Below are 13266 nucleotides of genomic sequence, written 5' to 3' on the forward strand. Positions count from 1 at the left end.
CGGCTCAGGCCGAGCCGCCCGGCCGCACCAGGCCCGCCTCGTAGGCGAAGATCACCGCCTGGGCTCGGTCCCGCAGGTCGAGCTTGGCCAGCACCCGCCCGATGTGCGTCTTCACCGTCTGCTCCGCCAGGACCAGGTGACCGGCGATCTCCTGGTTCGACAGCCCCCGCGCGATCAGCTCCAGCACCTCGGTCTCGCGCGGGGTCAGACCGTTGAGCCGTAGCGCCGGGTCCCTGCGCGGCGCGGGCCGCTGCCGGACGAAGTCCGCGATAAGCCGCCGGGTCACCGAGGGCGCCAGAAGTGCCTCGCCCGACGCCACGACGCGTACCGCCGCGATCAGATCGGCCGGCGGGGCGTCCTTCAGCAGGAAGCCCGAGGCCCCGGCGCGCAAGGCCTCGTACACGTAGTCGTCGATGTCGAAGGTGGTCAGCATCAGCACCCGCGGCCGGTGCACCACCCGGGCGGCGGTTCGAGGATCTCCCTGGCCGCCGTCAGTCCGTCCATCTCCGGCATCCGTACGTCCATCAACACCACGTCGGGATGCATGGAGCGGGACACCTGCACCCCCTGCCGGCCGTCCGGGGGCCTCGCCCACCACGTCGATGTCGGCCTGCGCGGACAGCAGCGCGGCAAATCCCGCCCGCACCATGGCCTGGTCGTCGACGATGACCACGCGGATGGTCAACTGCGCTCCTCGTACGTCTCGTTCGCTTCGCACGCCGCGGCGTTCCCGTCACCGCCGCGCACCGGCAGGCGCGCGGCGACCCGGAAGCCCCCGTCGGGCAGTGGCCCGGTGTCCAGCGTCCCCCCGGTCAACCGTACGCGCTCCCGCATCCCCACCAGACCGTGCCCCGTGCCCGGACCCCGCGGCTCCACCAGCGCCTCCCGGTCCGCCGGCCCGTTGACGACGAGCACCAGCACTTCGTCCTCGTCGGCCGTGACCGAGACCCGGGTCGGTGCGCCCGGCGCGTGGCGCACCACGTTGGCGAGTGCCTCCTGCACGATCCGGTACGCCGACAGGTCCACCGCGGGCGGGGCCGCCTGCGCCGCGCCGGCCGCCAGCGACAGTTCCACCGGCTGGCCCGCCCGTACGGTGGCCTCCACCAGCTGCTGGAGCCGGCCGATCCCCGGCTGCGGAGCCCGCTCGCCGGCGGCGGCGCCGTCGCCTCCACCGGGGCCGTCCGCGGGACCCGCCCCGTCGGGGGCCCGCAGGACGCTCAGCAGCCGGCGCATCTCCGCGAGCGATTCCCGCGCGCCGGCCGCGATCGCGGCGAACTCCTGCTGCACCGGTTCCGGCATGCCCGGCAGCCGGTAGGGCGCCGAATCGGCCTGCACAGTGATCACCGACATGTGGTGGGCCACGACGTCGTGCAACTCGCGTGCGATCCGCGCGCGTTCTTCCAGCAGGGTGCGCCGGGACCGTTCGGCCTCGCTGATGACCTCCTGCTCGGCGATCCGCCGGCGCGCGTCGCCCAGCCCGCGCAGGGCGCCCGCCAGCGCCAGCACGACACCGGCGAGCACCAAGAGCAGCGCTGCGCTGTTCATGGTGTGCCGGGGCTGGAAGAAGCCCAGCACCGCACCGACGACGCCCGTCGCCAGCCACACCCCGACCAGGGTCCGGACGGACTCGCGCAGCCCCAGGCAGGCCATCAGCACGAGGTAGCCGACGATGGCCATCGGCGTCCACGGCCAGGGGTGTCCGGCCACCTCGTCGGCCAGGGCCAGCGGGACCGCACCGGCGGTGTCCGCCACCAGGACGAGCAGCCAGGCGGGCAGCGCCCGGGTCACCGCGAGAAGCAGCGGCACCGTCTGCGCCACTGCGAACGCGCCCGCCCAACCCCCGTTCATGCCGTAGTCGTTGGTGAGCACCGATATGGTCGTCGGCAGCAGCGCGACCACGAAGACCCCGGTCACGAGGTAGGGGAGCGCGCGCTGCCAGGCCTTGGGAGCCCGTGCGAACAGCGGCGGGGTCGGAGCGGCGCCGGCGCGCAGGGCCTCGCTGATTCGGGTCCGGGCGCCGGGCCCCCACGGGTCGGCGGTGCGGGCGGGCGCCCCTGCCGGGGGGTGGCTTCCGGTCCGTTCGCGGGCTCTGTCGCTCATGATCGCACCAGCCTATGATCCGCCGGGCCCGCGAGGGCGCCGGGGTACGCTGCACCCGAGCCGATCATGGGGGAGATGTTGGCATGGGCGGGGCGGCCGCGCTGGAGAAACTGGTGCCGGTGCTGCTGGCCTTCGGCGGCGGAGTCCTCCTCGCGCGCCGCAGGGCCGTTCCGGCAGCGGCGTCCAAGGTCTTCTCCGACTACGCCTTCCTCTTCGCGGTGCCGTGCTATCTCTTCGGCAACATCTACACGAGCGACCTCGCCACCCTGTTCGACCGGCGGTCGATCGGCGGCTACGCAGCGGCCGCGACGATCGCCGCGGCGGCCGTCGCGCTGGCGGTGGTCGCCCGGGGGCTGCGGGAGCCCCGCGATGTGGCCTTGCGCGTGATGGCCGCAGTCCAGGTGAACACGGCCTACTTCGCCGTCCCCGTGTTCATCACCGTCTTCGGGACGGCCGCGCCGATCTTCCCGATCCTGCTCTTCCAGGTCTGCGTCCTGTCCCTGGTCGTCATCGCCCTCATGGAGCTGGGCCGGTCCGCCCCCGACGGGGCCGGACCGGGCCGGCGGCTGTACCGGGCCGCCGGCACCTCGCTCACCACCCCGCTGGTCCTCGCCTGCAACACGGGCATCCTGCTCAACCTGTTGTCGGTGCGGGTTCCGGCCGTGCTGCTCGACGGAGCCGCCTTCGTCGGCAACAGCGCCTCGCCGGTGGCCCTGTTCGCCCTCGGTCTGCACCTCGGCGGGGTCGGTCTCCGCCTGCGGGGCACCACGCGCGAGGAACTGGCCCTGATCGGCTTCAAGTGCCTGGCGTTCCCCCTGCTGACGTGGGCGGTCTGCGGGCCGGTCTTCGGTGTGCGGGGCGACTGGCTGGCGTACCTGGTTCTGATCGCCGCGATGCCGACCCAGCAGAACCTGTTCATCTTCGCCCAGCGCTACGGCGTGGGCGTCGACCTCGCCGCCTCGGTCGTGATCAAGACCTCGCTCGTGTCGCTGGTGCTGCTGCCCCTCTGGCTGCGGACGTTCGCCTTCTGAGCGGCCCGCGGTACGAACGGCACCGGTGTTCACGTACCCCCGGGCGGGACCGGCTCGTTGATCCGGCATGGAACTGCCGACCATCGCGGCGCCGGGCGTCGGGGAACGGGCCGACGCCGCGGCCGATGCCGCCTGCCACCTCTACGACAGCGTCGCGCCCTGGGGGTCCGGCGCGCCCGGCGGGTGGAGCCGGACCGCGGCCGAGGACGCCGCCGAGGCGATCGAGACCACCGCGTACGCCCTCGCGTCCGCCGCGCCGGGCGCCGAGGTGGTCCTCGCACCCGTCCACGCGGCCTTGGCCGACCTGCGCCGCCGGCTCGGCCTGGCGCCCGCCGAGCCGCTGACCGGCGACGGGCTGCCGGCGACCCCGCGTTCGGTCGGCAACCCGCGGCGGACGCGGTGGGTACGGGCCCTCACCGCGCCTTCGCCCCGGCAACCGCCTTCTCGTACAACTTCCTGATGTCCGTGCCGAAGGAGGAGCTGTATGACACGTCGGGCGTGTTCCCGCCCGTCTTCCAGCCGCCGATGACGCCGACCACGTCGCCGGTTCCGGTGCGGTCGTTCAGCCGCAGCAGGAAGGGGCCGCCGCTGGTGCCGCCGGGGTAGCCGGTGCAGGCGATCCGCAGGAACGAGCCCGGGATCCGGGCGTCGGTGCTGGTGTACTTCGTCGTCCGGTTCACGCACCGGCGCGGCCGGGCGGCGGTGGACGGGTGCCCGATGAGCGTGACCCGCGCGTGGGTGAAGCCCGCACCGGTGACCAGTCGGTTGCCGCCGACCACGTCCTGCACCCGCCGCCCCTTCGGACCTGGCCCGACCTGGGCGAAGGCCACGTCGAGCGCGGCCGCGCGGTTGACGCCCTGGGTGCGGTAGCGCTGGTCGATCCAGATCTTGGAGCGCCCCGCCGCCGTGCGCACGACCGGGAACATGCCGAAGGGCCGCGGCGTGGCCCGCGTGTACCGCGGGACGAAGGCCACCTGCCGGGTGTCGGCCCCGAGCAGGCAGTGCGCGGCGCTGATGACCAGATTGCGGCCGGGGGAGGCGACCACGCTCGCGGTGCAGAAGTAGGAGCCGCCGCCCTTCACGAGGAACATCCGGCCGACGACCGGAAGACCGCCGAAGTCCTGCCCGACACCGGGGCCGGCGGCGGGGATCCGGGGCTGGGCCGGTCCGGCGGGAGGGGGAGCGGGTGCCGGGAGGGGGACCGGCGCGGTGGGGGAGGGCGGCGGCGTCTCCGGCCGCGTTCCCGCCGGTCCCGCCGGTCCCGCCGGTGGGACCGGTGGGACCGGCGGGACCGGAAGCGGCGGCGCAGGTGCCCCGGGTGGGGCGGGCGACGGCGGTACGACGGGGGGCCCCGGTGCCACGGCCGCCTCCGGCGCAACGGGCGGCAGGGGGCGGGCCACCGCCATCCGCTCGGGCGTCCAGAAGGACTCCGCGTCGTGCGCGCTCCAGCGGCCCGGGGCCACCGCGGCGGCGACCTCCGCCCCGGCCACGGGCAGCGGCCCCGCGGACACCAGCAGGGCGGCCGCGGCCGCGGTCACCGTCAACGTACGTCGCATGCCGGACACTCCCTAAACGGCCTGGGGGAAACGGAAGAGCCGGTCCGGATCGTGGGTACGCCGGACCTCCTCCAGCCGGGCGAGGTTCGAGCCGTAGTAGGCCTCGCGCCAGCCACTGAGCTTCGGGTCGATGTAGTTCTGGTAGGCGCGGCCGCTCGCCCACGGGCGGAGGTCCTGCCACAGCCCGTCGAGCCAGGCCTCGTGCCGGGCCGTGTCGGAGGCGGAAGCGGATTCCGGCCAGTAGACGAGGTACTGGGCGAGGAAGGCGCTGTCGCGGTGCGCGAAGGCGGTGTCGCCGACCGCGACCCGGTTCACGGCGCCGCCGCAGACCCCGTCGAGCTGGACCACGCCGAGCCCGCCGCGAGGAGCGTCGGCCCCGTATCGCCGGACGGCGTCCAGGACCGCGCCGATCGCCGCGTCCGGCAGACCCGCGCCGTCCCAGAAGTCGGAGCGGGCGGCGTACGAGTCCCTGCCGAGGCGCCCCCGGGGATCCCGACCGGGCAGGATGCCGGGCAGCCGGCACTCCGGAGCGCTCAGGTCCAGGCACCCGGACATGGCCCGCAGGGTGTCCCCGTGGCTGCGTACGACGATCCAGCTGTCCTGCGGCACCGCGCCCACCAGGTCGGACAGCCGCGTCAACTGACGTTCCAGTTCCTGGCGTCCGTCGAGGCACACCACCCGGACGGAGGGCGCCACCGCGGTGGCGCCGCGCGGCCCGGACGCCGGCCCGGGTCCGGGTGCGGACCCGGACCCTGCCTCGACCGTGAACTCCACCTGGCTCCAGAACGGGTCCGGCAGACCGCCCAGCCAGCGCTGCCAGCCGCGCAGGACGTCCGCGGAAGCGGCGGCGGGCCAGTGCAGTTCCGCGAAGGCGCAGTCGCCGGCGGGGTGGGTGCGGAAGCGGAACTCGGTCACCACGGCGAAGTTGCCACCGCCACCGCCGCGCAGCGCCCAGAACAGGTCCGGATCCCGGTCCGCCGCGACCTCGCGGACGGTCCCGTCGGCGGTCACCACCCGCGCCCCGGTCAGCCGGTCCGCGGTGGTCCCGTACGCCCGGGAGGCCAGGCCGAGGCCACCGCCGAGCGTGAGCCCGGCGATGCCGACGGACGGGCATAGCCCGGCCGGCACGGCCCGCCCCCGGGCGGCGAGGGCGGTGTGCACGTCGCCGAGCCGGGCGCCCGCCCCGATCCGTACGCGGTCCCCCTCGACGCTCACCGCGGCCATCGCTCCGGTGTCGACGACCAGGGCGCCGGTTCGGGCGGACCAGCCGGCGTAGCTGTGCCCGCCGCCGCGCGGTACCACGGGCACGGCCGAGCGCCGGGCGAAGTCCAGGCAGACGGCGACGTCCCCGGCGTGCGCGGGATAGGCCACCGCGGCCGGCGCGACGGTGTCGTAGCGGGGCTGGAACAGCCGCCGGGCCTCCGGGTAGTCGCGGTCCCCCGGAAGCACCAGCCGCCCGTCGATCCCGCGGGCCAGTGCGCCGAGGTCGGGGCCCCCGGCCGCCGCGCCGACGGTGGCGAGGACGGCCGCGGCCGCACCGCCGAGGACCCGGCGCCGAGGGAGGCTCATGCCTCCTTCCTGCCACCGTCCACCCGGATCCCGGTGCAGGCGGGTCCCACGCGCACCGCGCTGACCCCCGAACGGCGCATCGCGGAGGCGGTTTCCACTCGTCGGGCCCGCGGCCCGGATCGCGCTCGCATGAACGCCCGAACCGACCCCCGCCCGGCGAACCCGCCGCCGTAGGCTGCCCCCCATGAGTCTTGTGGACCTCACAGCGCACGCCGAAGAGTTCAACGCCGACCCGTACCCCTTCTACGAGGCCCTGCGCGCCGCCGGCCCCGTCCACCGGCTGGTGCTGGGCGGTGAACGCGCCTGGTTGGTCGTCGGCCACGAAGAGGCCAGAGAGGCCCTGAACCACCCGGCCCTGTCGAAGAACTGGCTCGGATCCGAGCTGATCGAGGTCACGCAGGTCCCCGCCGTCGCCACCAACATGCTGGACACGGACCCGCCGCACCACACCCGGCTGCGGCGTCTGGTGGCCCGCGAGTTCACCGCCCGCCGGGTCGAGTCCCTGCGGCCCCGGGTCCAACAGATCACCGACGGGCTGCTGGACGCGATGGAGGCCCTGCCCGGACGCCGGGCCGACCTGATCGCCTCCTTCGCCGTACCGCTGCCGATGACCGTCATCTGCGAGCTGCTGGGCGTCCCCAACCTGGACCGCGCCCGTTTCCGCTACTGGTCGGGCGAGATCGTCGCCCCGCTCGACGGCGCCGGCGCGGACCCCCGCGTCCTTGAGGAGATGACCGCCTACCTCTTCGAACTCGTGGCGGCCAAGGCCCAGGAGCCGGGCGAGGACCTGCTCAGCGCCCTGATCCGGACCCGCGACAAGGACGGCGATCAGCTCTCCCCGGACGAGCTCATCGGAATGGCCTTCCTGCTGTTGGTCGCGGGCCACGAGACCACCGTCAACCTGATCGGCAACGGGGTGCGGGCCCTGCTCGCACATCCCGGGCAGCTCGCCGCGCTCCGTGCCGACCCGGACGGGCTGATCGGCAGCGCGGTGGAGGAGATGCTGCGCTACGACGGGCCGGTGCAGCATGCCACGTACCGGTTCGCCGACACCGATCTGGAGCTCGGTGGCGTTTCCATCCCGGCCGGATCCTCCGTCATGGTCGCCCTCGCCGCCGCCGACCGAGATCCGGCGCGGTTCACCGCGCCGGGGCTGCCCGGACCGGAGGTGTTCGACATCCGGCGCACCGGCCAGGGCCACCTGGCCTTCGGCCACGGCATCCACCACTGCCTCGGCGCACCGCTCGCCCGGTTGGAGGGCCGTATCGCGATCCGCTCGCTGCTGGAACGTTTCCCCGGCCTGGCCGAGGACCCGGAGGCCGGACCGCGCGACTGGCTCCCGGGCACCCTGATGCGTGGCGTGACACGGTTGCCCCTGTGCTGGTGACCCGGCGCCTGGATCGGTCCGGGGCGGCGGACCGTGTCGGCACCCGGTCGTGCCCGAGGGGTGCAGGGCGTCAGGGAGCCGGCGTTCAGAGGGGGTGCGGGGCGTCAGGGAGCCGGTGGCCCGAGGGGCGGCAGGCGGCGCTGGAGCAGGCAGAACTCGTTGCCTTCGGGGTCGGCCAGGACGTGCCAGTTCTCCGTGCCGTCCTGGCCGATGTCGACGGGCCGGGCACCGAGGGCGAGTAGCCGTTCCAGCTCTGCGGCCGGGTCCCGGTCAGTGGCGTTGACGTCGATGTGCAGTGGGAGCTTGCCGGTCCGCGGATCGTCGCTCGGGCTGAGGACGAGCGTGGGCTGCGGGCCGCCGAACCCGGCGCCGGGCGGCCCGATCTCGATGCTCCCGTCGTCCTCGCGGCCGAGCTCGACGTAACCGAGGACCTTGCCCCAGAACTCGGCGAGCCGCTCGGGCTCGGTACAGTCCAGGACCAGCTCACTGATGCGGCATGCCATGCCGGGCAGTGTACGGAGCCGCCCCGCCGATCGCCGAGGGCCGGACCGGCCGGGCTGCCGGGCGGGTGGACAGGTGACCACCGGTCCGCCTCGAAGCGTCCTGTGGCCGCGGTTCCGACCGACCGGCAGCGGTGCGCGATCAGGGGCGTCAGCCCCGGCGGCGGGCCGTCGGTCGCCGACCGGCGAGGCCTGCGGCCGGGGGTGGTCCGGGGGTCCCGGACGGGTCCGCGTGCCGGGCGGAAGCGGCGGTCGGCTCCGCGCCCGTCCGTCCCTTGCGGGCCAGCAGGAAGGCCTGCGGGGAGGTTTCGCAGGGGGTCGGTTCGCGGAGGAGGCGGGCGACCTCTGCTAGGCCGGCCCCGGACAGCAGGGCGGCGATGCGGTCCGGCGGTATCCGGTACACGTCCAGGCCGACGGGGTCCCCGGCCGTGCGTTGCGGCCGGGACCGCTCGTCGCCCGGCTCGAAGGCGATCAGGGCGTGACCGCCCGGCGCCAGCACGCGCGCGAATTCCGAGAAAACCGAGGGCAGTTCCGTGGGCGGCGTATGCACCGTGGAATACCAGGCGACGACCCCGCCGAGCACCCCGTCGGCGATGTCCAGCGCGGCCATCGACCCCACCTCGAACCGCAGCCCCGGATACGTCCGGCGGGCCACCGCCACCATCGCCGGGGACAGGTCCACGCCGAAGGCACGCACCCCGATGCCGTCCAGATGTGCCGTCACCCGCCCCGGACCGCAGCCCAGGTCGGCGACCGCGCGGCCAGCCCCGCCGTCCTCGCCGCGCACGCACGCGGCGAATGCGGCCAGCATGGCTCTGTCCAGCGGCTTCCCGGCCAGTTCCGTGCGGTGTCGCCGCGCGTGGTCGACGGCGACGGCGTCGTAGTACGCCCGTACGGAGTGCAAGTACGAGGAAGCTGTCATGCCCCTGAACAGTAGCCCGCCCGGGGCCCCGGATCATCCTCCGCTCAGCGGATTGGGCAATTCCGCCCACTGGTCGCCCGGGACGTCCGGGCTCAGCCGCATGAGGGTGAGGGCCTTGGTGGGCAGCAGGCCCGTGAGCAGGGCCTCGGTGTCGGAGGTGGCCGGCAGGCCGGCCACCTCCGCGAGCACCTCGGCGAAGGCTCCGGCCGAGCCCGCCGTGGCGCCGAGCGCCCCGGTCAACAGGGACCCGAAGAGCTTGCGGCGCAGCACGGCCACGTCGTCCGTCACCAGCCTGCCCGACAGCGGCGGCACCGGCAGTCCGTGCGCCCGCAGCCGGGCCGGGCTGATCCGGATGTCGGCGAGGTCGCGGTAGACCAGCCGCAGGGGCGCGCCCGTGGGGGACAGGACGACCAGGAGGTTCTGCCCGTGGGCCTCCAGCGCCACCCCCAGTTCCAGCACCTGCAGGCACACCGACAGCGCGAGGCGGGCGAACCGCGCCCGCCACGCCGCTGACCGGGCGGGCGGATAGCAGGCCAGGGCGGCCACCGGCAGCACGCGCTCACCGGCGGCGGCGTCCGCGTACAGCTCGGGCGGCTCGCGCAGCACGGCCGCGAGGTCAGGGCTGTGCGCGGTCGCCGCTCCCAGCGTGCGGGTGATGTGCAGCCGCCCGTCGAGCCGCTCGGCCAGCCCCTGCGCGAAGCCGGACACGGCCGCCGCCGTCTCGATGGAGTACACCGAGATGTCCCGGACGGAGGAGGTCAGCCGGGCACTCAGCGCGGTCTTCACGTGCGCGCCGCCGTCGGCGGGAGCCAGCGTGCGCAGCGCCATCAGCGGGTGGGCCGCGAAGCCGGACCGCACCCGCTCGCGCCCCACTACGTGCGCCGCCTGCCACGGATGTACCGGGACCAGGATCCGCCCGTCCTCCCGCAGCCGCTCCGGCCAGTTGCCGGTGACCAGACACTCCTCGGCCCGCACGGGGACCAGGCCGAGCTCCACCACCGGCCGGTGCTCGGGTGCGTAGGCCAGCTCCTCGGCGACCGAGAAGCCGGGCCGGGAACGGCAGTTGGGATGGTAGGGATGGCCGTCGACCACCCGCTGCTCCCACTCCCGGGTGCTCTGCGGCACAGAGTCCTGCCCGTCGGACGGCTGTCCGGCCCGGGAGAGGGCCAGGGAGGCCGTACTGGCGTCCAGCTCGGCAGCGAAGTCCTCCCCGTGCGGGATCCCGAGGGCTCGGACGAGCTGTCCGGCCCGGTGGTGGGCCGTGCCGTCCAGCAGCAGCTCCTCCACGTAGGGCCGTGTCGCGTACGGGTCCGGCGGCGGACCCTCCAGCCGGCCGCCCCCCGCCAGCAGCAGCGTCAGCCCGTCCGGCGCCCCCTTCCGGCCCGCGATCCAGGGCAGGGGCTCGAAGGCCAGGGCCCGCCACAGCCGGGTGAGCACGGCCGCCCGGGCGCCGCCCAGCGAGGCGGCGTAGGCGGGCACGAGCGCGGGCCGTACGGCGGCCAGTTCGGCGGCGACGGCTTCTTCGGCCGCGGAGGAGGGAAAGGGCATGCTGGGCTCCGCCTTCGGAATGGCGCTTCGAGTTTCGCTTCGAATGTCGCTTCACGGGATGATCAAGTAATCATTGCGGATACCGACGATCACGGCCGGTGGTCCCGCTCCGCGGACCTCCTGCCCACCGGATGGACCGAATGGAACCAGTGGACCTCAACGCCGCCGCAGACGCCTACGCCGCCACCCCGCTCCTGAACTGCCTGCTCCGCGAGGCGGCCGAGCCCGCGGGGCCGGACGGGCCCGCCGGCACGGCCGTCCACCGGCTGCGGGGCAGCGGGCGGCTGCTCCGCGTGCGTGGCGGCCGCCGCCCCGTGTGCCCCGAACTGCGCACGGCCAGCGGCTGGCACCCGCTCCGCCACACCGAACTGGTCAAACTCGTCTCCGACGAGCTCGGCCGATTCACGGGCGTCACCAACGACGAACTGCCGGTCGAGATCACCGACAGCCGCGACGCGCTCGCCGCGCTGCTCGCCGCCCGGGCCTGCGCGGAGCCCCCGGCCGACCCGTATCTGCTCTCGGAGCAGTCCCTGGTGATGGGCCACCCGCACCACCCCGCCCCCAAGGCCCGCGGCGGGGCGCCGGCCGGGAGCTGGCTGCCGTACGCACCCGAGGCGCACGCCCGCTTCCCGCTGGTCTTCCTGGGGCTGCGCGAGGACAGCTGCTGGGAGGAGGGGGGCGCGGCCGCGACCGGTGCGATCGACTCCCTCGCCGATCTCCTCGACGGGCCGCGCCCTCCCGCCGGCTACCGGTTGCTGCCCGCCCACCCCTGGCAGCTCCGCCTGGCGGGGGACCGGCCCGCGGTGCGCGAGGCGTTCGCCGACGGGCGGCTGCTGCCGCTCGGTGAGAGCCGGCGGCCGGCCTGGCCCACCGCGTCCATCCGGACCCTCCACGTTCCGGATCCGTCGGCGGACCTGTTCGTGAAGTTCAGCCTCGACGTGCGGATCACCAACGACGTGCGCCGGCTCTGGCGGCACGACCTGCTCAAGCTGCGCCGGACCGACGCGGCCGTGGAGGCCGGGTTCGCCGCACTGCGAGAGGCCGGCTCGGACGCCGCCTGGCTCGCCGACCGCGGATACCGCACCGCCGCCTTCGCCTTCGAGGAGCTCGCGGTCCTCGTACGCGACGGCCTGCGCGCCCACACCGTGCCCGGAGGCACCCCGCTGCTGGCCGCAGCGCTGGCGGAGGGCGGTCCCGGAAGCCCTCCGCCGGGTGCCGGCGACCCGCTGGCGTGGTGGCGGGCCTACCTGCGCCAGGTCGTGCCGCCGGTGCTCGAACTCTTCGCCCGGCACGGCGTCGTACTGGAGGCGCACCTGCAGAACACCCTGGTCGCGGTCGACGCGTCGGGCATGCCCGTGCAGGCCCTCTTCCGGGACGCCGAAGGAGTCAAACTCCTCCCGGACCTGTCGCGCGCGGACGCCTGGCAACGCCTGGTGTACTGCCTGGTGGTCAACAACCTGGCGGAGATCGCGGGGGCGCTCGCCGGCCGGTACCCGGACGTCTCACCGCTCCTGTGGCCCGCCGTACGGGAGGAACTGCTGCGCTACGAGGAACAGCGCGGGCTTCCCGAAATCGCCGCGCTCCTCACCGCCCCCGCGCTGCCCGCGAAGACCAACCTGCTGCTGCGCTGGACCCGCGCCGACGGGGCGGACGCCCGCTACCGCCCCCTGCCGAACCCCCTGCGTACCTAGGGTCTGTCCGTCGCCTCCGTCGCCGGGCGCGCGATCCGGGCGGGTCCGGCCGACGGCCCGCTCCCGGGCGCCGGGCGGTGAGGATAGGTTGGAGGGGTGATCGATTTCCGCCGGGGCGCCCCGGTCGCAGGCAGCCTCGACGTCGTCTGGCACGCGGGCTGGCCCTCCCCGAAGCACGACCCGGCTCCGGAGATCCAGGTCCACGCCTACTCCGAACACACGGTGATTCTGCGGCAGAACAAGTCCGTGCACTTCGAAGCTCCGTTCCTCTTCCTGCTCTTCGGCAACGAACGGGCCCTGCTCCTCGACACGGGCGCCTCCACCGACCCGGCCCACTTCCCCCTGCGGGACACCGTCGACCGGCTCGTCGCTGACTGGTTGGAGCGCCATCCGAGGCCGGGGTACTCGCTGGTGGTCGCCCACACCCACGGGCACGGCGACCACGTCGCGGCGGACGGGCAGTTCACGGACCGGCCGCGCACCACGCTGGTGGGCCCCCGGCTGGCCGAGGTCACGGCCGCTTTCGGTCTCACCGACTGGCCCCACCGCACCGGGACGTTGGACCTGGGAGGTCGGGTCCTCGACCTGATCCCCGGCCCCGGCCACCACCGGGCCGCCCTGGTCTTCCACGACCGCCACACCGGCCTCCTGCTGACGGGCGACTCCCTCTACCCCGGGCGGCTCTACATCGAGGACCGGGAGGCCTACTCGGCCACCGTGGACCGGCTGCTGGACTTCTGCTCCACCCGGCCGGTCCGCCACGTCCTCGGCTGTCACATCGAGATGACCGCCACGCCGGGCGAGGACTATCCCCGGGGCACCACGTACCAGCCGGACGAGCCGCCGCTCCAGCTCACCGCGGACCATCTGCGCGCCCTGCGCAGGGCCCTCGACGAGACGGCGGACCGCCGCGGCACGCACCCCTGCGGGGACTTCGTCCTCGTCTACCGCGACTGACGCTC

Annotated in this window: 11 protein-coding genes and 1 pseudogene; 5 read left to right on the plus strand and 7 right to left on the minus strand. The window is 74.7% G+C overall.

Features of this window, described 5'->3' with window-relative positions; genetic code table 11:
- Positions 1-4 precede the first annotated feature (4 nt).
- Together R4Z63_RS31095 and R4Z63_RS31100 are read right to left on the minus strand one after the other, a co-directional pair.
- Positions 5-685, minus strand: a pseudogene (locus tag R4Z63_RS31095) (response regulator).
- A complete protein-coding gene (locus R4Z63_RS31100; protein ID WP_384453284.1) occupies positions 682-2100 on the minus strand; it encodes a sensor histidine kinase in 1419 nt (472 codons plus the stop codon). Before R4Z63_RS31100 ends, R4Z63_RS31095 begins: the two are co-directional and overlap by 4 nt.
- 83 nt (positions 2101-2183) lie before the next feature.
- Here R4Z63_RS31100 and R4Z63_RS31105 point away from each other — a divergent pair, with 83 nt between their 5' ends.
- Together R4Z63_RS31105 and R4Z63_RS31110 are read left to right on the plus strand one after the other, a co-directional pair.
- Positions 2184-3131 carry an AEC family transporter gene (locus tag R4Z63_RS31105; RefSeq protein WP_384453281.1) on the plus strand — a complete coding sequence of 316 codons (948 nt, stop codon included), beginning with the start codon at positions 2184-2186 and terminating at the stop codon, positions 3129-3131.
- 67 nt (positions 3132-3198) lie between these two features.
- Positions 3199-3591 (plus strand): hypothetical protein, encoded by a 393-nt coding sequence (locus tag R4Z63_RS31110; RefSeq protein WP_384453279.1) that lies wholly within the window; start codon positions 3199-3201, stop codon positions 3589-3591.
- On the opposite strand, the gene R4Z63_RS31115 is transcribed toward R4Z63_RS31110, so the two are convergent.
- Positions 3545-4687, minus strand: a complete 1143-nt coding sequence (locus R4Z63_RS31115) for a hypothetical protein (protein ID WP_384453276.1) — start codon at positions 4685-4687, stop codon at positions 3545-3547. The genes R4Z63_RS31110 and R4Z63_RS31115 overlap by 47 nt on opposite strands.
- 12 nt (positions 4688-4699) lie before the next feature.
- A complete protein-coding gene (locus R4Z63_RS31120) occupies positions 4700-6256 on the minus strand; it encodes an FAD-binding oxidoreductase (protein ID WP_384453273.1) in 1557 nt (518 codons plus the stop codon).
- A 184-nt stretch (positions 6257-6440) separates the two neighbouring features.
- Between R4Z63_RS31120 and R4Z63_RS31125 the strand changes: the two genes are divergently transcribed.
- On the plus strand, positions 6441-7643 hold the full coding sequence (locus tag R4Z63_RS31125; RefSeq protein ID WP_384453270.1) for a cytochrome P450 family protein: 1203 nt from the start codon (positions 6441-6443) through the stop codon (positions 7641-7643).
- A gap of 104 nt (positions 7644-7747) precedes the next feature.
- On the opposite strand, the gene R4Z63_RS31130 is transcribed toward R4Z63_RS31125, so the two are convergent.
- From R4Z63_RS31130 to R4Z63_RS31140, 3 genes are all read right to left on the minus strand, one after another.
- The gene (locus R4Z63_RS31130; RefSeq protein WP_384453267.1) at positions 7748-8146 is read right to left on the minus strand and encodes a VOC family protein; all 399 of its coding nucleotides are present in this window, start codon (positions 8144-8146) and stop codon (positions 7748-7750) included.
- A 148-nt stretch (positions 8147-8294) separates the two neighbouring features.
- The gene (locus tag R4Z63_RS31135; protein ID WP_384453265.1) at positions 8295-9065 is read right to left on the minus strand and encodes a class I SAM-dependent DNA methyltransferase; all 771 of its coding nucleotides are present in this window, start codon (positions 9063-9065) and stop codon (positions 8295-8297) included.
- 33 nt (positions 9066-9098) lie between these two features.
- On the minus strand, positions 9099-10613 hold the full coding sequence (locus tag R4Z63_RS31140) for an IucA/IucC family protein (RefSeq protein WP_384453262.1): 1515 nt from the start codon (positions 10611-10613) through the stop codon (positions 9099-9101).
- A gap of 131 nt (positions 10614-10744) precedes the next feature.
- Between R4Z63_RS31140 and R4Z63_RS31145 the strand changes: the two genes are divergently transcribed.
- Positions 10745-12304, plus strand: coding sequence for an IucA/IucC family protein (locus tag R4Z63_RS31145; RefSeq protein WP_384453259.1), 1560 nt, complete (start codon positions 10745-10747; stop codon positions 12302-12304).
- A 96-nt stretch (positions 12305-12400) separates the two neighbouring features.
- The gene (locus R4Z63_RS31150) at positions 12401-13261 is read left to right on the plus strand and encodes an MBL fold metallo-hydrolase (protein ID WP_384453256.1); all 861 of its coding nucleotides are present in this window, start codon (positions 12401-12403) and stop codon (positions 13259-13261) included.
- Positions 13262-13266 lie beyond the last annotated feature (5 nt).

The organism is Streptomyces sp. PL-29 (assembly GCF_058344425.1).